We start from the raw sequence: 21,067 nt of genomic DNA, 5'->3' as shown, positions 1-21,067 counted from the left end.
AGCGTTGTGTCTTATTGTTCTTCAGCTAATGCAACACCGCGCTGAGTAAGACCACATAGCATCACTGGCATGGCATTGAAGATCTCTTCAAACTGTTCTAAGCCTTCCATGCCTTGTTCTGCCAACGTTTCAATGGTCGTTTCTGGATCGTAAAGCATCGTAAGAGAAAGCAAAACACCGCCGAGCAGAGCATTATCTTCGCTGTCCTCTGGCATTAGCGTTTCCCAGTCATCACGAGCAAGTTGCCAACCTTGTAATACACCTTCACAGAAATCACGGGTCTGGCTTGTTACGATATCTTGTTCATCTAACGCGCATCCTTCAGGCCACTGCCAAGATCCTTCTAGAAGAGTAGGACGAGTTTGGTTCCACATTTGTACAATCTCATCAATGTATTGCTCTAATTGCTCACCGTCAGTAAATGGCGCTGTTTCTTCACCACCCCATAAGAATGGCAACCACTCTTGAGGCATTAATACGTTTGGCGCTGCAGCCATCGCTGTTACAAAGCCTTGAGTTTTTGCTAGGTTTAGTAGTTTACCGTCAAGTTCTGGGAGAGAAAGGATGTCTTGTAGTTTCAAAATAGAATACCATTTGTTAATGGGCTGGTTGATTGCGATCATCTTACCAATCAATTTGTGATAAATCGATATTAGGGAATGATTCACAGACATCTATGGAAATTCGCTCATCACTTAGAAAAAAAAGCATTCTCGCCCTGACACTGTACCTGTGTTTCTTTATCGCAACGATTGGTTCTGTTGCCTATTTGGTTGTCGAGCCTCCGGTTAGGCAAAAGCTAGAGCAAAACCTAGAGTTACGCACCCAACTGCTTGCACTAGAGATTAAAGAGCCTCTCCTTAGCTCTACTGGTGTATTGAGCAGCCTAGCAGGACTCGCCCAGGGGACTGAAAAAATTCAATCTCTCAACACGATAATTCCGCATATTCTCCAATTGAGTGATGAGATGCTCGTCAGTGGTGGCGTATGGCCTAAACCAGAACTCAAAGCTGAACAATGGCGATATAAAAGCCTATTCTTCAATAAAAACAGTGATGGCGGTATTGACCAAATTCACTCCTACAATAATCCTGAATCTGGCGGCTATGATAATGAACCATGGTATAAGGCAGCAGCTGACGCGCCAGTTGGTTCTGTGAGTTGGTCTACGGTTTATATCGACACTTTTACTCAGGTTCAGATGATTACTGCGTCTTCCCCATATTATCAAAACGGTCAATTCGCTGGCGTTGTAACGGTAGACTTATCACTTGATGCACTTTTTCAGTTTATTCGAGAGCACACGAACCTGCATTCTTTAGGTGTGGTGGTTCGCGATGCTGAATCGAACGTGATTATTGAGCACAACTTCCAACTAACAGACGAAATTTATGTCAGTGAGCTTGATTTTGGAGAATTCGATTGGCGTATGGAAGTTGTCAACGCGAAAGCTAAAGTAGCCGATCAAGTGTTTGAACAAGTCATGAGTGTTGAGGGGAGGATCATTCCATTCTTACTCTTGTGTGTACTGGTCGGGTATTACTTGCTGAATCGTTACATTGTCGAACCGATTGTCCGTATTGCCGCTAAGATTGATGACTCGAAAACTGGCGGGATCATAGACATTGATTACGATAGCGAAGATGAAATTGGACAGCTCATCGAGAAGTTCAATGAAAAAACCATCTATCTAGAGCAAGAGAGAATAAAAGCCCAGGCTTCGACGAACGCTAAAACGGCATTTTTAGCCACATTATCCCATGAGATTCGTACGCCAATGAACGGTGTATTAGGAACCGCTCAGATATTGTTAAAAACACCACTCACCGATGATCAACGTAAGCACCTGAGAACACTTTATGACTCAGGTGATCATATGATGACGTTACTTAATGAGATTTTAGATTACTCAAAAATTGAGCAAGGGCATGTTGAATTCGAAAATACGCCTTTCCCAATTGAGTCGATCATCGGCAGCATAAAAAGTGTTTATCAAACACTATGTGCAGAAAAAGGCCTTCGTTTTAGAGTCGTGTCTCATTTACCAACAGGGCGCTGGTACAACAATGACAAAGCCCGTCTGCGCCAAGTATTGTTTAACCTACTAAACAACGCTGTCAAGTTCACCGACCGAGGCATCGTAGAGGTAGAGCTGACCGAGAAATCGAGCAAGGCAGGTACCAAGTTTATTCTCGCGGTGAAAGATACCGGTATCGGTATTTCTCAAGAAGCGCAAAAACGCATTTTCCGTCCTTTTGAACAAGCGGAGTCCTCGACGACTAGGCGGTTTGGTGGTACAGGGCTTGGTTTGGCGATAGTAAAAGAAATTGCCGAGCATATGGGAGGGTATGTGATTGTGCAGAGTCAAGAGAATGTCGGGACAACCTTTACCGTCGAGATCGCGCTTACGCCTTGTGAGCCTGGGAAAGTGGAAGCAGTCAATGCACATAAGCTGAATTGCAAAGGTTTGAAAGCGCTCATTGTCGAAGACAACCGAACAAATGCGATCATTATGGAAACTTTCCTAAGAGCCAAAGGCTTTGAGTGCACAAGTGTTGAAAATGGTCAGCTTGCCGTCGATGAGGTGGCCGTTCAGTCATTTGATTTGATATTAATGGACAATCATATGCCTGTTCTTGATGGTGTTGGGGCGATATCAGCCATTCGAGCGATGAGTTCGCCTGTAAAGTCGGTACTGATCTTTGGCTGCACAGCGGATGTATTCAAAGAAACACAAGAGCGCATGATAAATGTAGGAGCTGACCACATAATTGCGAAACCAATTGTGGAGTCTGAATTAAATGATGCGTTATATCTCCATGCAGCACGGTTATATCAATACCAGTCGGACTTTGGCGATAATACAACGAATATCCTTGATGCGGAAAAGTGGCTACTAAACTTCTATGTTGCTCTAGATAATGGTCATCTCAACGAAGCGCTAGAGGCTATTTCAGCGATTATTGCTCAAGTCACTCCAGATGCTAATAAAGACGTTTCTTTAGTTGCCGAGCGAATAAGGCGTAACTTAAAGCGTCAGCAGTCTCCAAACCAAGATGATATCGATACATTAACGCTCTTGCTCGCATCATCATAGCTTAATCCATATAGCGCGATTCAACGCAATCATGAATTGTCTTTACTCTTCATACCTAACCTTTGGCTGAATCGTCTATTTTTTCCTTACTTTCAATGAGCTTAGCTCTGCTGTTAGATTCTGTCATAAGAGAAACGGTGCGGCTCTCAGTTGCGCTCACATCGGGAATACTCTGAATTTTTACAACTCAGTAGCATAAGTTATTAGAATGATCGTTTATTCCCCGAACTTTATCCTAACCCTCCATCCAAACAATCACTTATCCCACTTTTTGTGTAAGTTAAATCCGTATTTTTCTACCATTTTTACGTCATTTTAGGCGTTTTTAGTTGTTGGTGGTGAAAAAAACTACTTTCATTTTAAAAAATGGTTATAAATTTACAACTTGATTTCAAATACAGTGCCATACGCTGCTTTTTATGTGATTTAATTGCCTTATTAACTGGTCATGTATTTGTTTGATGGTTGATAGTTTTATTTTGTTTATTGTTGGTGGTATTTAATTTTAGGGGTTGGTTAATGAAGTCTCGCGGACCATTTTGTATTCGTCACGCCGCAGCGGATACCTTTGCTATGGTTGTTTTTTGCTTTATCACAGGGATGATTGTCGAGATTTTGATTTCAGGGATGACGTTTGAGCAATCTTTAGCATCACGTACACTATCTATTCCAGTGAATATTGCTATTGCTTGGCCGTATGGCGTTTTTCGTGATTGGGTACTACGTCAGGGTAACAAGGTATCGCCGTCTTCATTTATGAAAAACGTATCTGATCTGGTCGCTTATGTGCTTTTTCAGTCTCCAGTTTATGCAGGAATTTTATTCGCAGTTGGTGCGTCTACAGACCAAATAGTGACCGCGGTGACAAGTAACGCCATTATTTCTTGCGGTATGGGTGTGTTGTATGGGTACTTCTTGGACATGTGCCGCCGTTGGTTCCGTGTTCCCGGTTATTCTCAAAGTATCTAAATGACCCAGTTTTGCTCAATTTAGTTACTTAGTGAGCAATCGAGTGGAAAAGGGCGCTTTTTTTTATGTTTAGCCTTGACCATCAGGCACATAATCATTAAATTAGCGCCTCGTTAGCCAATGATGCTAACAAAAATTGATTCGGTGAGTTGTCCGAGTGGCTGAAGGAGCACGCCTGGAAAGTGTGTATACGGCAACGTATCGAGAGTTCGAATCTCTCACTCACCGCCACATTTGAGCCCTAGCAGAAATGCTGGGGCTTTTTCGTATTACGCGACAAGTTCAATCCCAGAGCTGTATATCGTATTGATTCTCAATTACTCATTGAGTCGGCAAGCCCTTCAAAAAAGCCTCCTTTTTATTCATCTTTTGTTACACATTTTACGTACAGGTAGTGCGTTTTTATTCGCATGTTGTGATGAGCGTTCCTTATTAAATTTTCCACAAAATCAATTAATTGTTGAAATTAGAACGCTTGTCAAAAAGTCATCAGATATCATGTTTAATAGAGTCTTTTACCTAATGGGATACTCTATTTGTTTGATATAATTTCTGGCAATTTGTATACCATAATTAAAGAGAGTCTATTCATGTTCCAGAACTTAACGATCAAGCAGAAGATAGTGATTCCGCTGTCACTGATTATTGGATTGTTTATTGTGAGCTCTGTATTAAACGTTATGACAAGTTGGAAACAATCTGAGTTGAGTGAAACACTTAACGAACAGATAGTGCCGAACTTATTAACGATTGAGGATGCTTACCGCGATCTTTACCAAGCTACATCTGCAATCCAAGGTGTTGCTCTTTCTGATACTCAAACCGATATTGACCACCACATCGGTGAATACAAAGACAACGCATACAAAGCGCTGCCTCGTATGGAGAAAATGATTGAGCTATCGCAAGCTGGCGTGATGCCTTCTTCGCACGGTAATGAAGTGAGAAAGCTTGTCTCCCTAGGTGAAAAATGGTTGGCGAGTTATGAAGCGATGTTGCGTTTACCTCAATCACAATGGCTTGGTTACTACAACGAACACAAACACACCTTTGAAAATCAGTTTATCGAGGTAAGAGCGCAACTGAATGTTGTGAAAGATGCGATAGAAGAAAAACAAAGCCTATTGAAAGATGAAATCTCAGCAGCCGCAACAAGAGCTCAGGTAATTCTTGAAGCGGGCATTGTGATTGTTATTCTGGCCGCTATTGCGATGGCGTTTTTGTTGTTGCAAACCGTCGTGAAGCCTATCAACGATATCAAAAATGCGATGACAGAAATTGCTTCTGGTGAAGGTGATTTAAGCCAGCGAATCGATGTGAAAACACAAGACGAAATTGGCAATTTAGCGAACGCGTTTAATCAGTTTGTGTCTAAAATCCAAGCGACAGTTTCTCAAGTAATTGAAAGTTCGAATACCTTGCGTAATGAGATGGAAAATCTTAGCTCGTTGACCACGACCATCGCGAACTCGACCGTTTCACAGCAAAAAGACAGCGAGGCGGTAGCAGCGGCAGTGCATGAAATGCAAGTCACCAGCAGAAATGTCAGCGATAGCGCTAACGAAGCTGCGGTTGCGAGCCAAACAGCGAATGATGAACTTACCAATACCAATGTTATTTTGGATCAAACCGTTAGCTCAATTCGTAGCCTCGCAAGTGAAATCGAAAGTGCAAGCCACGTCATTAACACATTGGATCATGATGTGAGTAACATTGCTTCTGTATTGGATGTCATTCGTGGTATCGCAGAGCAAACGAACTTATTGGCGCTTAACGCAGCGATTGAAGCGGCTCGTGCAGGAGAGCAAGGGCGAGGTTTTGCTGTTGTAGCCGATGAGGTTCGCTCGTTAGCCAGTCGCACACAACAGAGTACGGGTGAAATCCAAACCATGATTGAAAAGCTACAATCTGGTGCGGGACAAGCTGTAGAAGTGATGCGTGGTAGCCAAAATAGCAGTGATGAAACAATTCAATCGGCAGGGAGAGCGAGTCAATCCCTTTCTGAAATCTTAAACGCGATTTCACGTATGAACGAGATGAACACACACATTGCAACGGCTGCAAGCCAGCAAAGTACGGTAAGTGACGAAGTAAATAGCAACGTACAAGGCATTGCAGATAGCAGTACATCTATTGTGGAAATCGTAAACCAAGCGCAAGCATCTTTAGCCATGTTATCAGAGCAAACCCAGCGCTTAGATCATCAGGTTAGTCAGTTCAAAGTATAAGCTTGAGAACTGCAGTCTCACTGACGAAATAACCCGCTTCTGAGCGGGTTATTTTTTAGATAAGGGTCGAACCTGACTTGTGAAGGCTCGACTATATTTACATCCCTCTTTTACTTAACTTTGTATACCAGAGGTGCAAATAATCCTAGACAGCGGTGACAAACTCTGTACAGCGTGATGATGCTTTTATCATCACTTTTGCTGCTTTTTAACCATTGCAATTGCTCACAGGAAAGTGTGATTTCCAACCCAAAATCTTCAAATTTGAGAACTTCATTACACCTTTACCATAAACGTTTTTCGCAAGCGTATAGAACTGTAAATTTTGTTGTATGTACAACACTGGGTAATTATCATCCTAATTAATTTGTTCTGGATATACATCCGTTAGTCATCATTAAGTCATTCTAGAAGTTTTTAGCAAGGAATCTTGAAGGCTTGTAGGTAAAAGAGAGAAAAATTCATGAGACGTAAAACCACGCTATCTCTGCTGATTGCGTCGAGCCTTTTTGTGGTTGGATGTCAACCTAGCGAAGAAGGATCGAGCCAAGGTAGTGGTCCTGCGCCCGCAACCGAAGTTGAAGTGTTAACGGTGGAACCAACTCGCCAAGCGTTAACTGTCGAGTTGCCAGGTCGTAGCCGTGCATTCAAAGAAGCGGAAGTTCGTCCGCAAGTTACAGGCATTATTTCAGAGCGAAATTTTGTTGAAGGGGGCCTTGTTGAACAAGGACAGTCCCTATATCAAATTGATGATTCATCATTTCAAGCGGATTTGCTGAGCGCTGAAGCGGAATTAATCCGAGCTCAAGCAGCGGCAGAATCGACCCATGCCACAGTGAAGCGTTACAGAACCTTGATCACCAAAAAGTCCATCAGCCAACAAGATTTGGATGAAGCAGAAGCAGCATACAAGGAAGCGCAAGCACAGGTCCTAGTCGCAAAAGCTAAGATCAATACGGCAAAAATCAATTTAGATTACACGCAAGTGAAAGCTCCGATTAGCGGTGTGATCGGTAAATCGAGTGTGACGGCGGGTGCGTTGGTTACGGCTAACCAAGCAGCCAAATTAGCGACCATTCAGCAGCTTGATCCTATCAACGTTGATATTGTGCAATCATCCGCGCAACTGCTGCGTTTAAAAGCGGCTCTTTCCCAAGGTCATATGCAAGAGGATGATTCTGCGCAAGTTACATTGAGGCTTGAAGATGGCAGCACGTACGAACATAAAGGCACGATGAAATTTACCGAGGTCAATGTGAACGAAAGCACGGGTAGCGTGACGCTTCGTGCTGAATTCCCAAACCCTGACGGTTTGTTGCTACCAGGAATGTTTGTTCGTGCGACGGTTATTACTGGTGTTGACCCTGACGCGATTCTGATACCACAAAATACCGTTTCTCGCGATGCGACAGGCAAAGCGACAGTGATGATGGTGAATGGTGAGAACAAAGTGGAAGCGAGACCAGTGAAGACAGCCGAAGCGATCAATAATCAATGGCGTATTATTGATGGTTTAAACGCGGGCGATAAAGTCATTACTGCTGGGTTACAAAAGGTAGGTCCAGGCAGCCCTGTAACTATCCAAAACGGTGAACAGGAGTAATCATGGCACGATTTTTTATCGATCGTCCGGTATTTGCTTGGGTTCTCGCAATTCTCACGATGTTGGCGGGGGTAATGTCATTATTCAATTTACCCGTCTCGCAATACCCAACGATTTCACCGACAACGATCACCATCAGTGCTCGTTATCCAGGTGCATCAGCGAAAACCGTTGAAGACTCTGTAACGCAGGTTATCGAGCAAAATATGACGGGATTAGATTATCTTCGCTACCTATCATCGAGCAGTGATGCATTCGGTAATGCGACAATTACCCTGACGTTTGATAGCGAAGCTGATCCTGATATCGCGCAAGTACAGGTGCAGAACAAGCTGCAATTGGCATTGACATCATTGCCAATGGAAGTACAAAACCAAGGTATCGTCGTGAATAAATCCAACACGGCGTTTCTCATGGTGGTGGCAGTTTATTCTGAAGATCCTGACTTTACAGAAAACGATATCGGCGACTTTGTTGTAACGAATATTCAAGACCCGATAAGTCGTGTAACTGGCGTAGGACAAGTGCAGGCGTTTGGTGCGCAGTATGCGATGCGAGTCTGGCTGGACCCATTTAAGCTTACGCAGTTCAACTTGACCGCAATCGATGTAGCAAATGCTATCAGTGAACAGAACGCGCAAGTTTCTTCAGGTCAACTTGGTGCAGCACCTGCGCAGGAAGGTCAGCTGTTGAATGCAACGATTTCATCTGCAAGTCGTTTGAGCAGTGTGGAAGAGTTCCAAGACATCATTCTTAAGTCTGACGCCAGCGGTTCGAATGTTTATTTGAAAGATGTAGCTCGCGTTGAACGTGGGGCAGAAAGTTACGACATTCGAGGCCAATATAATGGCTTCCCAGCATCGGGGTTAGGTATTTCATTAGGTACTGGCGCAAACGCGCTTGAGACAGCCAATGCGGTAAAAGAGCGCTTAGACCAACTGAGTGCTACGTTCCCAGAAGGGTTACAGATTGCTTACCCATTTGAAACGACGCCATTCGTCAAAGCCTCGATTCAAGAAGTGGTTAAAACGCTATTAGAAGCCATTCTTCTTGTGTTCTTAATCATGTACCTGTTCTTGCAGAACTTCCGTGCGACGATCATTCCAACGATCGCAGTGCCTGTCGTACTGCTCGGCACCTTCGCTATTTTGTACGCGACTGGATTTAGCGTAAACACGTTAACCATGTTCGCGATGGTTCTGGCTATCGGTTTGCTGGTGGACGATGCCATCGTTGTGGTGGAAAACGTCGAGCGTGTGATGCATGAGGATGGGTTAGAGCCCAAAGAAGCGACCAAAAAATCGATGGGGCAGATCACTGGTGCTCTGATTGGTGTGGGTCTGACGCTTTCTGCGGTATTCGTCCCTATGGCGTTTATGTCTGGTTCTACAGGGGTTATTTACCGTCAGTTCTCGATAACGATTGTGGCGGCGATGACACTTTCAGTTTTGGTAGCGATAATTCTGACTCCAGCATTATGTGCAACATTACTGAAAAAAGGCGATGCTGAGCTTCTAGAAAAGAAAGGCTTCTTTGGCTGGTTTAACCGCAAGTTTGATGCGATGACAGCTGGCTATGAAACCGGCGTTGCTAAACTCCTCAAGCGCACAGGTCGTATGTTGGTTGTATTCTTGGCAATGAGTGCAGGTGCGGGCTGGCTGTTTATGAACCTTCCGACGTCATTCTTGCCGGATGAAGACCAAGGCACGGTATTCTCAATGGCCATTTTGCCGCCTAACTCAACGCAAGAGCAGACGGAAAAAACACTTGAGAAAATGCGCGACTTTTACCTTGTGGATGAGAAAGACAACGTGAAATCCGTCTTCTCCGTTGCGGGCTTTAGTTTTGCAGGCCAAGGCCAAAACATGGGGATGGCATTTATCGGTCTGAAAGATTGGTCAGAGCGTGAAGCGCCGGGTGCTGATGCAGCTTCCATTACGGGTCGAGCGATGGGGTACTTCTCAACCATTAAAGAAGCACTGGTCTTTGCATTTGCACCTCCTGCGATTCAAGAATTGGGTAACTCGACAGGCTTTGATTTCTATCTTCAAGATTCGTTGAACAAAGGTCACGACGCATTAGTCGCTGCGCAAGGTCAACTGCTTGGCATGGCTGCACAAAACCCGAAACTTGTCGGTGTTCGTCCGAACGGCCAAGCAGATGCGCCAATGTACAAAGTGAACATTGACCACGTTAAACTGCGTGCTCTGGATGTTAGCATTAATGACGTCAACCAAATCCTGTCAGCGGCATGGGGCGGGGCGTACATTAACGACTATATTGATCGCGGTCGAGTGAAAAAAGTCATGATGCAAAGTGATGCGGAATACCGTATGCAGCCAAAAGACTTCGATTCGTGGTACGTGCGCAACTCAAAAGGTGAGATGGTGCCTTTCTCTGCCTTTGCGAGCGGAGAGTGGACGTATGGTTCACCTCTTTTGCAGCGTTTTGATGGTTTGCCAGCGATGAATATCCAAGGCGGCGCAGCTCCTGGCGTCAGTACTGGTGAAGCTATGGCAGAAATTGAAGCAATGGTAGAAAAGCTACCAGAAGGCTTCACGGTGAACTGGAATGGTATTTCGTATGAAGAGCGCCTTTCCGGAAACCAAGCGCCAATGTTATATGCGCTGTCTATCCTCGTCGTATTCTTAGTTCTCGCCGCTTTGTATGAAAGTTGGTCAGTGCCTTTCGCCGTGGTGTTAGTTGTGCCTCTTGGTGTGCTTGGTGCTGTGCTCGCGGTAATGACGCGAAGTATGGACAACGATGTGTTCTTCCAGGTGAGTTTATTAACGACGGTCGGCTTGGCAACTAAAAACGCCATTCTGATTGTTGAGTTTGCGAAAGATTACTACGAGAAAGGCGCTGGCCTTATCGAAGCAACCCTGCATGCCGTTCGTGTTCGTCTGCGCCCAATTATTATGACATCGCTTGCCTTTGGTCTAGGTGTAGTACCGCTTGCTATCAGCTCTGGCGTGGGCTCAGCAGGTCAAAATGCGGTAGGTACTGGTGTACTTGGTGGCATGATCAGTGCGACGATCTTAGGTATATTCTTTGTGCCAATCTTCTTTGTGGTGGTTGAGCGATTGTTTGATCGACGTGCGAGAAAAGAATCGGAGGCAGAGTTGTCTGAGACTAATCCTAAACCGGCTCAGCAAAGCGAGTAAGACTTGGTTGCTGTAACTAAGTTATACTGGTGATAATAAACACGATAAAAGGGCGCTTCGGCGCTCTTTATTTTATGTTTTCACTTGGTGGTTACCGTCTTTGACGCAAACTTGAAGGGGGAGCGTTTTGCCTTATGCAGAATCTGTTTACTCCTTCCGAACGAATGAAAGCCTAAAGAAGAACAAACGACGATGAAAGATCAGAAAATCTCCCCAATTTCCGTTTTGGATCAAAGCCCTATGTTTGTCTGCGGTGTGATGCAGCGAATGTATCGCAACCGTGCTCAAGCTGAGCTCTCTCGGCAAGATTTAATGACACTCGAGATGGCAAGTGCACTGGCCGCTTTGGAAGAGTTTCAACCCATGAGTCAGCAAGCGCTGGCTGACGCGGTTCGAACTGAGCGAAGTGTAGCAAAGCGAATGGTGGATAATTTGGAAAAGCGAGGGTTTGTTCAAGTTTCTAAAAGTAAATCGAATCAGCGTCTCAAAATGCTCAGCATGACAAAAGAGGGGGCAAATGCTTTAAAGCAAGTGCATCAAATCATGACGAATTTACAGAAAGAATTTTTCGCTTGTTTGTCTGAATCAGAAGCGAGTGAGTTTTTTCGTCTGGTAAGAAAACTCACTTTTGCGAATCACGACTAGTAGCTTATCTTAATGCTATCTAGCGCGCCTTTACTTTATCGGTGATCAATTATATTAAGTCGTAAAACTTAAGAAATAGAATGCCCAACGTACACGTGACGGTAGAAAGCACCGTAGTGAGTGCGATGATATTTGCGGCTAATGTGGCATTGCCTCCCATCGAACGCGCCATGACATAACTGGCTGCTGCCACTGGGGAAGCGTTCATAAAGAAAAGAATACCTAACTCAATTCCTCGAAAACCTACTAAGTAAGCACCAATAGTGATCATTACGGGTGCCACGATGAGCTTGTAACTGCTTGCAAACCAAGATGGACCTTTCTCTTTTCTCATCAAGCTAAAATCGAGTGAGCCGCCCGTACACAACAGCGCTAAAGGTAATGTCATTTTGGACAAGTAGTCCCCTGCATCAATAACAACATTCGGTACTGTAATAGAGAGCAAATAGAAAGCCATCCCTAGGACGATTGAGATTATCAGTGGATTCCTCGTCAGTGTTCGGCCCATCATTTTTGCGGCTTGTGGGACAGAAGTTGCGCCTTTGGGAGATAAGCAAATTACCGCTTGGACGTTGTAAATAAACGTGGTAACCGCGACATAAAGCGCTGCTAACGCCACACCTTGAGAACCATACGCATTGGCAACGTAAGCGATGCCAATAATACCTGTGTTTGCTCGGAACCCGCCTTGGATAAGAACACCTTGGTCAGGCGATGCTTTGAACAGAAGCTTGACCGAAAGGTAGGTGAAAATAAAAAAAGAAACACTAGCGCTAACGCCGAAATTGACAAAGCCACTTGCCGCTGAAAAATCGTGTTCTGAGGCCACAATACTGACAAATAACATCGCAGGTAGCGTAACTTGAAACACCAGTTTGGAGCCTACTTCGATAAAATTATCGTTGATCAGCCCTATGCGTTTGAACATCACGCCAAGTATTAACATTAAGCAGATAGGGCCGGTTATCGACAAAGAGAATTGCAACTGATGTAGAACAGCTTCCATGTAAGTACCCGCAGCAAAAGAAAATATTCCTGCTGTCTATTAAGCCATAAACTCTGGGAGACAGGATAGAAAAGTGATGAAATTTTCCTCTTTTGTTGTTTCCAGAACCATTTGCATTCCAAGTTATGGACGAGGTCCCAGTTTAACAAAGCTGCACTGGTTCTATGCGCGATATGTTGGTTTACTACTTATCGTGATGCATCCACATGCGTATTAAATAAAAGGGTTGGTCATTGTGGTTATGGATAGGAGTTCATCGATGAAAAGGAAACACAACAAAACCGTACTTTGTGCATTTGTCTCAGGTTCGGTGTTTGGTGCAGCTTTAGTCATTGCGATGTCTTTACCAATGTAATCGTTTCTGTAGGCTCTTTGAATACTTACGCTAATTCAATACAAAAACAGATTGAGTTCAGCTTGATGTACTGTTAGTTTGAAAACATGAAAATACACGTTAGCCCTTCATCAACAACCTTCTTTTGGTGGCGCTCTAAATAGAGCGGCACGGAATACTCACATTCTTAAGCTGCTGGATGGTAGCTAAGAGTGTTTGATCTTTTTATCTCCAGTAGCGATCTATTAAATACTTGGAGATAAATATGAACACCATTCAAAGTACATCGCAGCGCGAAATTATCCTTACCGGCGATCGAGCGACAGGTCCGTTACACCTCGGGCACTATGTCGGTTCATTGCAACAACGAGTCAAATTGCAAACGGAGCATGAGCAAACGATCTTAGTCGCAGACATGCAAGGGTTGACGGATAACGCCCACAATCCATCAAAGGTATCCTCCAATATTCTTAATGTCGTTGCGGATTATTTGGCCGTTGGTATCGACCCCACACAAACCACGATCACGTTGCAATCTCAAATACCAGCGTTAGCAGAGTTAACGATGTATTACAGCAATCTTGTCTCTATTGCGCGTTTAGAGCGTAATCCCACGGTTAAAAATGAGATTCAAAGTAAAGGCTTTGAACGCTCTATTCCCGCTGGTTTTTTAACGTATCCAATTTCTCAAGCTGCCGATATTACGGGGTTCCACGCGACGTTGGTTCCGGTAGGTGATGACCAACTGCCGATGTTGGAGCAAACTAATGAAATCGTAAGAAAAATAAACCACCTGGGTGGAAAAGATGTTCTTAAAGAGTGCCGTCCTTTACTTAGTGATGCACCTCGTTTGCCGAGTACTGATGGCAAAAATAAGATGTCTAAAAGCATGGGGAATGCAATCAACCTAGGGGCGTCTGAAAAGGAGATTTCTGCGGCGGTGAAATCTATGTATACCGACCCCAATCACCTGAAAATTGAGGACCCTGGCCAAGTCGAAGGTAATATCGTATTTACCTACCTCGATGCCTTTCACCCTGATAAAGATTATATCGAACAGCTAAAAGAGCATTATCGACGAGGTGGGTTAGGTGATGGTTTGACCAAGAAAGTGTTAGAAGAATGCCTACAAGAGATGCTTCGTCCTATTCGAGAAAAGCGTGCCATGTATCTAAATGACAAAGCACAGCTGATTGATATTTTAAAACAAGGCAGTCAGCGTTCTCGTGAGAAAACTGAACAAGTGCTATTTGATGTGAAAGATGTATTTGGTTTGAATTTGTTCTGAATTAAAAGTAGAGAGTTGAACATAAGGCACGACGGCTTATTAGCAACGTGCCTTTTTTTTGCTCCCAGTCAGTCAAAGCTGATTGTTAAGAAGAAAAAATTCGCGACGAAAATCCGCTACTTCTTGTTGGTAATAGCTTTGCCATTCCGGTTCTGACAAATTCGAATGGCTTGTGGATCTTTCTTTTCTGAGTCTGGACTCAAGTTGTTGCAATGCTTGTTGGTAATCTCTGACTTGCTCTTTTTGCTCGGCAATTTGTTGCTGACGAGCGTGAATCTCTTCGCTTTCGTCCTTCGTTAAGTAAGTTTTTTCCAGTTCTGCGATGATAGCTTGGCGATCTGGAAAGCTCATGCTATTGGGTATCAGGGCGACTGCACGCTCATATTTTGCTTGGTCGTTTGTAAGCCCGATAGCCTCTGCATTTTCTTGCCAGTCTATGATGAGTTGCTCGAAAGCTTGCAAAAAGCTTTCTGGACTTTGCGTGTTGAGCTGTTGGGCCTCTAAATTGAAATCGTATAGGGCGAACTCATCCGCGAAAATAACATCAGCCAACTCGCCCCAAATGCCTCTTGCCTCGGCTTTAAGTTGTGCAATACGTGAGGCTAGTGGTTGTTGCTCATCAAACAACAAATTACCCACACTTTCTTGCCATTGACTGTTGAGTTGATGGTAGCTCGCCAAAAGTTGAAATCTTGCTGAAGATAAATAAGGCTCGAGCAAGGCTAACTGTTCCTCACAGTCGCGGTTCGACATGCACTCATGCCAAAATGACTCAAGCTCTGCGACGAGTTCTCTCCCTTTGAGCAGAGTTAGTCTCTCAGTCGTTATTTGAGTCGCAGAAGGGAGCTCTGCGGTCTGTGGTGAAGCATCTGCACTGGGAGCGATATTGCTTGTTTTTAGTGATGTACTGGGGACGTTCTTATTTTTTGTCTTTGGAGCAGAAGCGGACACGGCTGCTTCTTGCTGCCCATCTTGACTGAAAGTTAAAAACATCATGCCCGCCATAATGGCGGACATGATTATCAACGCGATTTTCTTCATGGCTTGATTGTTGCGCTAACTGGGAAATGGTCAGAAAGGTTGTAGTGTTTCCATAAACTTTCTGAAGTTGTACGCGGCACGTCCACACGGTTGTCATTGAATGATTTCACACCGTATTCGCTACTCACCATAACATAGTCAAGGTATTCCACGTTTTCGCCGCCTGATAACGCTTCACCTGCGAAGTTATTGATACGGGGATCAAAGGTTGACTCCGTGTAACCTGAATACTGAGGTTCGATGGCGCTTAAGTTGGCGATCATTTGTTGGTAGTCACCAGGGAACTTTCTTTTGTTTACGTTAAAGTCGCCGCTGTATACCACAGTTTCGCTTGAAGGAATGTTGAGAGATTTAGCGAGTGCGCGGATTTGTTTGAACTGGCGCTGACGATACTCGCGAGCGGTGTCTGTATCGAAAGATGCGGTATGGGTAGCAAACACATGGTAAGCCTGACCACCTTTAATAATTTCCGCATAATTCACGCCTTTGTCGGCAAAGCAGTCTGTGCCAGAGCAGTCGGGGAAGACATATTGCGCTTCATTCACGATAGGATAGCGACTGACAATGATCACCCCACCATCATGAATATTAACGCCTTCTTTATCTAACATTTTAGTTTGGTACGGATATTCCTTAGCTAACTCACGTAGGAATGCTTCACGACCGCTTGCAAACACTTCTTGCAGCGCTAATACATCATAACCTTTGACGTATTGAGGAATCAGTTCGTAACGATCACCGATGTGCGATGCAATAGCCGTAAGAGCCCAGATGTTGTAAGTCATCAACTTAAGGTTTTGTTCTTCGTTATCGACAGATTCATTTACTTTGCTTGGCGTGATCGTGTAATAAAGATCGTCGTATCGAGCGGTACTGTCTGACTTAAAGGCCAGTTCGGTTTCTCGGATGCCAAAAGCGTTAGTGTTGACACGATGAATATCACGATCATCTTTAAGAGATAAATCGACATCGGCCGCCGATAAGCCATATTCAATGGTTGAATTATACCAATGACCTTCCATGACCTGATTGAGTGTTATGCTTTCACCTTTAGGGCTAGAAACCACAGTTTCAAAACGGTAAGTTTGGTTTGATTTCACGCCTTCCCAACGATTGAAGCTCAATACAGGTTTGGTTTCCCATGGACCAAGTACTTGTACATGTTGCTGCCACTCTTCTCCATATTGAAGTAAATCACTGCCTTCGTGCTTTACTTGAATAGTTAAAGACTGATCAGAGTTATTGGTTAGATAAACATCTGTATCTGCAATGCTTGGCAATGCCACCAAGCCACTTAATAAAAGACCCCACTGCGATAATTTCATCTTATTTTTCCATCATTTGAACTAGAGCAATCATTCTTGTTTATAAATATTACTTGCACGTTAAATATGGATGACATCGAAGCCAGTACTAAAAATTGTTATCAGAATGTGATCTTTATTCAATGGTGAGGAGTCGGGGTAGAGAGTTAATGGTTGCTTAAGCGGTTGTAAATAATAGCGATGGTTAACGAATCGTACTCACTGCAATCAAGTTGTCATCTTCGCTCTATAAGTTGTGCGGCGTCATTCATCCAGCCACATGGCTAGAACTTAAATTGATAGATGGAGCACCATGGCTAGAGCAGTAAATCCAATCGATGAAACCATCATTAAATTACTACAAGACCAAGGTTTGATTAGAAGCGAAGCAGAAGCTCGTTTAAAGAAAGAGGTATACCGCTTACAGCCTAATGAGATTGAAAAAGTCAAAAATTATGCCCAGCACTTTGGCATCAACGCTAAAGAAAAACTCATCGATGAGATCTTAGAGTTGCGCCGGGAAGCGCTCATAAAAAAATGTAGACACAATACGGAGCATGCGAGCCTATCTCTAAAATAGTACGTGATAAAAATATCAATTACTGGTCAAGATTTGATCTTTCAGGCCGATGTATATAAGAGCGCTCAATGATATCGAGCGCAAAAAACAGTGTGTTTTAGAGGTTAAGCTTTCACTTAAGTGAGAGGTTTGGAAAGGCTGCAGGGAGAAAGTGCATGCGTATTAAAGACTTAAGTGTCGTAAAGAAAATATCGGTTAGTTATTTAACCGTTTTTGCCGTGTTTGGTTTAGTGTCAGTAATGTTGGTACAAGGTTTGTTAACACTGAATAAAGACATCTCAGTGCTAACGGATAAAAGCTTACCTTCTGTTGCGATTTTGAAAGGTATCCAAGTTGATATTACTAAAGTGCGCAAAGATGAGTTCTCTTTATTGCCAAACGCAAATCATCCCAAAATTGGTGAGTGGTTAAAAGGCCTCGACCAATGGCGTTCTGATGTGCAGGCTGGTATTGCAGAATACGAAAAGCTCGACCTTAATCAGCGTGAAACGCAGTCTTTTAACGTTTTTAAAGAAACCTGGAATCAATACATCAAAGAAACGAAGACTTACAACGCACTGCTAAGTCAAGGTGATGCTGAAAGTGCAAATGATGTGATTTTATCGAGTTTCGATACCTACTCAAAAGCGTTGAGTAGCTTGGATGATACCCTCGCGTTGAACGATGAGTTGGTGAATTTGATTGGCGAAGAAGTACAAAATGAAGCGGCGTTTACACAATACAGCGCTGCTGTTGGTGCGCTTGTCGTCGCATTGGTCATGGTAATGTCTGCCATGTTGCTTTCTCGAGTCATTTGCGGGCCTGTTGATCGAGCATTGGAATTCGCTTCTAAAATCGCCAAGGGTCAATTGAATAATCAAATCGACGAAAGTGAATTGAGCAAAGACGAGTTAGGAACGTTGCTCAAAGAGCTTGTCGGTATGCAAACAAACTTACATTCGCTGGTTTCTGAGATTAATGACTCAACGATTCAGCTAACGGCAGCAGTAGAGGAAGTGAGTGCTATTTCTTCTCAGACCGCTTCTGGTATGCAAAATCAACAAATTGAACTTAGCTCGGTGGCTTCTGCGATGACAGAAATGCAAGCTGCTGTAAGTGAAGTGGCACAAAATACCGAAGTTGGCGCGACCTCCGCTTACTCGGCAACGGAAGTGGCAAAGCAAGGAACGGCGACGTTACAACAAACTATCGCAGTAATTGAGCGTGTATCACATACGATCCAAGAGTCAGATGAACTGGCACGTGAGCTTGAATCTAGCTCAAACAATATCAATGTGGTCGTAGATGTGATCCGAGGGATTGCGGAGCAAACAAACTTGTTAGCACTGAACGCCGCAATTGAAGCCGCTCGGGCTGGTGAACAAGGACGTGGGTTTGCTGTTGTGGCAGATGAGGTTCGTTCTCTGGCGCAACGCACTCAAGACTCCACTTCACAAATTGTGGAAATTGTTAATCAACTACAAGAGAGCAGCAGCAAAATAGGGCATTCAAGCCGTGATTGTCAGGAGGGGATTTCTCAGTGTGTTGAGCAAGTCAATGACGCTGATAGCCAGATAAAAGAAATTGAACATTCTGTCGATAACATAGCGCAAATGAGCACACAAATCGCAACGGCGTGCAGCGAGCAGAATTCTGTATCCGAAGAACTGAATCGAAGTGTGGAGCATATTAATAGTGCTTCAACAGAGATGGCTGAGGGAGCTTCGCAAACGGCTGTAGCTTGCCAGCAGATCAGTAGCCTAGCGCACAACTTGAAAACTCGAATGGGTTCATTCCAGCTCTAGTTGTTGTGTTTCAGCTTTATTCCTAACCTCATTGCTACAAAAAATAAGCCGGACGAAATGTCCGGCTTATTTATTCTCTGTCTATATAAATAAGTTCAGAGCATGCTCAATCTTGGGAGAATATGCTCGCTAGGCTGGAATACCACTATGGAACTTAAAATCTGTATCTGGCGTAGAAATTAAATCCGCCTCAACTCGACCAAAATAGGCTATGTGTTCGCTGATGTCTTTGCCCGCGATTTGCTCTGCCAATACAAGATAATCTTGATAGTGGCGTGCTTCTGAGCGCAGTAAAGAAACGTAGAATTTTGCGATATCGTCATCCATATGTGGTGCTAGTTTGGCAAAACGCTCACAAGATCGGGCTTCGATGTACGCACCAATGATGAGCTTATCGATCAGCGTTTCCGGTTCATGAGTCTTCATATGCGAAATGAGCCCTTTAGCATAGCGACTTGCTGGAATATTTTTATACTCAATTCCACGACTTTCCATGATCTCTAAAACCTGATAAAAGTGGTGTAACTCCTCTTTAATCAAAAGCACCATTTTATCGATCAAATCTTGGCTGTAAGGTGAGTTGGACTTAGCCATGATCGCTTTGGAAATATAGCTCTTACCTTTTAACGTTTCTAGTGAGCCTACATTGCGATAAGCAAAATCTTCATAGGGTTTAAACCAGTCAAGCAGAGCATGTGAACTGGATTGGTCAACGGCATACTTACGAATTAAAAACATCGCAGATTGGCCAGCTTTTAGCTCACACAGTAGGTGGTCTAATAAAATGGTTTGAAGGTTTTCTGGTTTCTTTGCTTCCTCTACCCATTCATCAGGTGTGCTGCATTGCAGAAATTGGTTAATGGGAGCAAGAAGATCTTGATAGGCGTCTAGATTCATCATTTTAGTTTTAGTACTTCACATTCTAATTGGGCATATCCGCTATCTTACGGATAGAAAAAAGGCTGCGATTGCAGCCTTTACTGACCTTAAGTGAATGTTACCACTTTTTCTTCTCGCCGAAGAGTGCTTCCATGTCATTGTCGCGCTCTTTATCGGCGATCTGCTGCATTTCAGCATCACTTTTATCTTGGCGTTTTTTATCTAGGTCGCCCAGCATGTCTTCAAGCTTCTGTTTCGCTTGAATCGAGTAGGGATCGCTCTTTGTACTCAATGCATCGATACCTTTGCGTAGCAGTTGAAGTGCTGTGCCAGGTTGACCTCGAGCAATAGAGTCGTTTGCTCTTTTGATGACGTTTTCGATGTTGATACGAATCTGCATCGTTTCTAAACGCGCATTTTCAGCGACATAAGTCTGGGTGTCGATACGGCCTTTATTGTGTTCGTTACGGATAGTATCGCGAAGGCGCTTCACCAACTTAAGCATGACGATGGCTTGTTTATCACTGCTCGGCATTTTGAACGTGGTACTCTCGCCAGTGGGACCATTCTCTTTCAGTTGCTCAATCTGTTGCTTCATGTTTTCGATACGTTGAGCAAGTTGCTTATTCTTCGGGTCAAGCTCATGCATGCTTTCTAGCGCGTCAAGAATACGATTGTTTAGACACAGCAACAGCTCCTTGCTAAAAGGGATATGGTGCGCATGACCAATCAACTCTTCAGTGCCATCAATCAAGGCAACATAGCGTGCGGACTCCTGTCTTTTCGCAGTCTCTACCTTGACCTTATACTGCAACATAATGTTATAGCCTAGGATCAACACCAGTAGGATGGCTACCAAAGCGATTATTAAACCAATATTCATATCTTTGCGTCTGCTTTACTTTTCTACGGCTAGCGTTAAAGAATACATGAATCTTATCTTACTCGGCACCCTATTTGTTTGATTATTTTGTCTCTCCCACGTTTTAGCTACTGATAGAAGTCACATCATAGAAATTCAGTCATTTATTGGCTCAACTTTGTGCATATTGTTTCTATGTTGAGGATTATCAGTATGTGATTGAGGTATAAGTTAGAAATTACTGTTCATTTCGATTTGAACGCGTTATAACTAATTATTATAT

Annotated in this window: 15 protein-coding genes and 1 tRNA gene; 10 read left to right on the top strand and 6 right to left on the bottom strand. The window is 43.7% G+C overall.

The annotated features are described in order from the left end of the window. Positions 1 to 11: 11 nt before the first annotated feature. Complete coding sequence (locus tag OO778_RS11050; protein WP_104216573.1) at positions 12 to 623, bottom strand: YecA family protein; 612 nt, start codon at positions 621 to 623, stop codon at positions 12 to 14. 53 nt (positions 624 to 676) lie between these two features. On the opposite strand from OO778_RS11050, the gene OO778_RS11045 reads away from it, so the two are divergent. From OO778_RS11045 to OO778_RS11015, 7 genes are all read left to right on the top strand, one after another. Next, positions 677 to 3,097 (top strand): hybrid sensor histidine kinase/response regulator, encoded by a 2,421-nt coding sequence (locus tag OO778_RS11045; protein ID WP_170891642.1) that lies wholly within the window; start codon positions 677 to 679, stop codon positions 3,095 to 3,097. Positions 3,098 to 3,616: 519 nt separating this feature from the next. Further along, positions 3,617 to 4,066 (top strand): L-alanine exporter AlaE, encoded by a 450-nt coding sequence (locus OO778_RS11040; RefSeq protein ID WP_005390779.1) that lies wholly within the window; start codon positions 3,617 to 3,619, stop codon positions 4,064 to 4,066. Positions 4,067 to 4,209: 143 nt separating this feature from the next. Then, a tRNA-Ser gene (locus tag OO778_RS11035) sits at positions 4,210 to 4,297 on the top strand. 359 nt (positions 4,298 to 4,656) lie between these two features. Beyond that, positions 4,657 to 6,294, top strand: coding sequence for a methyl-accepting chemotaxis protein (locus OO778_RS11030; RefSeq protein WP_046874750.1), 1,638 nt, complete (start codon positions 4,657 to 4,659; stop codon positions 6,292 to 6,294). A 463-nt stretch (positions 6,295 to 6,757) separates the two neighbouring features. Further along, positions 6,758 to 7,897, top strand: a complete 1,140-nt coding sequence (locus OO778_RS11025; protein ID WP_257887149.1) for an efflux RND transporter periplasmic adaptor subunit — start codon at positions 6,758 to 6,760, stop codon at positions 7,895 to 7,897. A 2-nt stretch (positions 7,898 to 7,899) separates the two neighbouring features. Next, positions 7,900 to 11,061: an efflux RND transporter permease subunit gene (locus OO778_RS11020; protein WP_046874752.1), complete on the top strand. Its 3,162-nt coding sequence runs from the start codon at positions 7,900 to 7,902 to the stop codon at positions 11,059 to 11,061. Between the two features lie 192 nt (positions 11,062 to 11,253). Then, positions 11,254 to 11,706 (top strand): MarR family transcriptional regulator, encoded by a 453-nt coding sequence (locus OO778_RS11015; RefSeq protein ID WP_074191093.1) that lies wholly within the window; start codon positions 11,254 to 11,256, stop codon positions 11,704 to 11,706. Positions 11,707 to 11,755: 49 nt separating this feature from the next. On the opposite strand, the gene OO778_RS11010 is transcribed toward OO778_RS11015, so the two are convergent. Next, positions 11,756 to 12,712, bottom strand: a complete 957-nt coding sequence (locus OO778_RS11010; protein ID WP_264909773.1) for an AEC family transporter — start codon at positions 12,710 to 12,712, stop codon at positions 11,756 to 11,758. Positions 12,713 to 13,311: 599 nt separating this feature from the next. Between OO778_RS11010 and trpS the strand changes: the two genes are divergently transcribed. Then, positions 13,312 to 14,334 carry a tryptophan--tRNA ligase gene (gene trpS, locus OO778_RS11005; protein WP_065645374.1) on the top strand — a complete coding sequence of 341 codons (1,023 nt, stop codon included), beginning with the start codon at positions 13,312 to 13,314 and terminating at the stop codon, positions 14,332 to 14,334. Positions 14,335 to 14,406: 72 nt separating this feature from the next. Here the strand turns inward: trpS and OO778_RS11000 are convergent, their stop codons facing one another. After that, entirely contained in the window at positions 14,407 to 15,375 is a 969-nt protein-coding gene (locus OO778_RS11000; protein ID WP_074191095.1) for an ATP-dependent dsDNA exonuclease, read from the bottom strand. Continuing rightward, positions 15,372 to 16,700: a sphingomyelin phosphodiesterase gene (locus OO778_RS10995; RefSeq protein WP_074191096.1), complete on the bottom strand. Its 1,329-nt coding sequence runs from the start codon at positions 16,698 to 16,700 to the stop codon at positions 15,372 to 15,374. Before OO778_RS10995 ends, OO778_RS11000 begins: the two co-directional genes overlap by 4 nt. Before the next feature lie 292 nt (positions 16,701 to 16,992). Between OO778_RS10995 and OO778_RS10990 the strand changes: the two genes are divergently transcribed. After that, a complete protein-coding gene (locus OO778_RS10990) occupies positions 16,993 to 17,259 on the top strand; it encodes a hypothetical protein (RefSeq protein WP_012841963.1) in 267 nt (88 codons plus the stop codon). 155 nt (positions 17,260 to 17,414) lie between these two features. Next, on the top strand, positions 17,415 to 19,043 hold the full coding sequence (locus OO778_RS10985; protein WP_005390805.1) for a methyl-accepting chemotaxis protein: 1,629 nt from the start codon (positions 17,415 to 17,417) through the stop codon (positions 19,041 to 19,043). 129 nt (positions 19,044 to 19,172) lie between these two features. Here OO778_RS10985 and OO778_RS10980 read toward each other — a convergent pair whose 3' ends face one another. Both OO778_RS10980 and OO778_RS10975 read right to left on the bottom strand, forming a co-directional pair. Further along, entirely contained in the window at positions 19,173 to 19,943 is a 771-nt protein-coding gene (locus tag OO778_RS10980) for a tRNA isopentenyl-2-thiomethyl-A-37 hydroxylase MiaE (RefSeq protein ID WP_085343593.1), read from the bottom strand. Positions 19,944 to 20,040: 97 nt separating this feature from the next. Next, a complete protein-coding gene (locus OO778_RS10975; protein ID WP_006742886.1) occupies positions 20,041 to 20,805 on the bottom strand; it encodes a hypothetical protein in 765 nt (254 codons plus the stop codon). Positions 20,806 to 21,067: the final 262 nt, after the last annotated feature.

Source organism: Vibrio sp. STUT-A16, from assembly GCF_026000495.1.
Classification (GTDB): Bacteria; Pseudomonadota; Gammaproteobacteria; order Enterobacterales; family Vibrionaceae; genus Vibrio; species Vibrio diabolicus.
This window is presented reverse-complemented; position numbering and strand designations above follow the sequence as displayed.

Coding starts and splice junctions, on each gene's coding strand:
- OO778_RS11040 (WP_005390779.1), top strand. CDS start 3,617: ATGAAGTCTCGCGGACCATTTTGTATTCGTCACGCCGCAGCGGATACC.
- OO778_RS11015 (WP_074191093.1), top strand. CDS start 11,254: ATGAAAGATCAGAAAATCTCCCCAATTTCCGTTTTGGATCAAAGCCCT.
- OO778_RS10975 (WP_006742886.1), bottom strand. CDS start 20,805: ATGAATATTGGTTTAATAATCGCTTTGGTAGCCATCCTACTGGTGTTG.
- OO778_RS10995 (WP_074191096.1), bottom strand. CDS start 16,700: ATGAAATTATCGCAGTGGGGTCTTTTATTAAGTGGCTTGGTGGCATTG.
- OO778_RS11025 (WP_257887149.1), top strand. CDS start 6,758: ATGAGACGTAAAACCACGCTATCTCTGCTGATTGCGTCGAGCCTTTTT.
- OO778_RS11020 (WP_046874752.1), top strand. CDS start 7,900: ATGGCACGATTTTTTATCGATCGTCCGGTATTTGCTTGGGTTCTCGCA.
- OO778_RS11050 (WP_104216573.1), bottom strand. CDS start 623: ATGATCGCAATCAACCAGCCCATTAACAAATGGTATTCTATTTTGAAA.
- OO778_RS11045 (WP_170891642.1), top strand. CDS start 677: ATGGAAATTCGCTCATCACTTAGAAAAAAAAGCATTCTCGCCCTGACA.
- OO778_RS10980 (WP_085343593.1), bottom strand. CDS start 19,943: ATGATGAATCTAGACGCCTATCAAGATCTTCTTGCTCCCATTAACCAA.
- OO778_RS10990 (WP_012841963.1), top strand. CDS start 16,993: ATGGCTAGAGCAGTAAATCCAATCGATGAAACCATCATTAAATTACTA.
- OO778_RS11000 (WP_074191095.1), bottom strand. CDS start 15,375: ATGAAGAAAATCGCGTTGATAATCATGTCCGCCATTATGGCGGGCATG.
- OO778_RS11010 (WP_264909773.1), bottom strand. CDS start 12,712: ATGGAAGCTGTTCTACATCAGTTGCAATTCTCTTTGTCGATAACCGGC.
- OO778_RS11030 (WP_046874750.1), top strand. CDS start 4,657: ATGTTCCAGAACTTAACGATCAAGCAGAAGATAGTGATTCCGCTGTCA.
- trpS (WP_065645374.1), top strand. CDS start 13,312: ATGAACACCATTCAAAGTACATCGCAGCGCGAAATTATCCTTACCGGC.
- OO778_RS10985 (WP_005390805.1), top strand. CDS start 17,415: ATGCGTATTAAAGACTTAAGTGTCGTAAAGAAAATATCGGTTAGTTAT.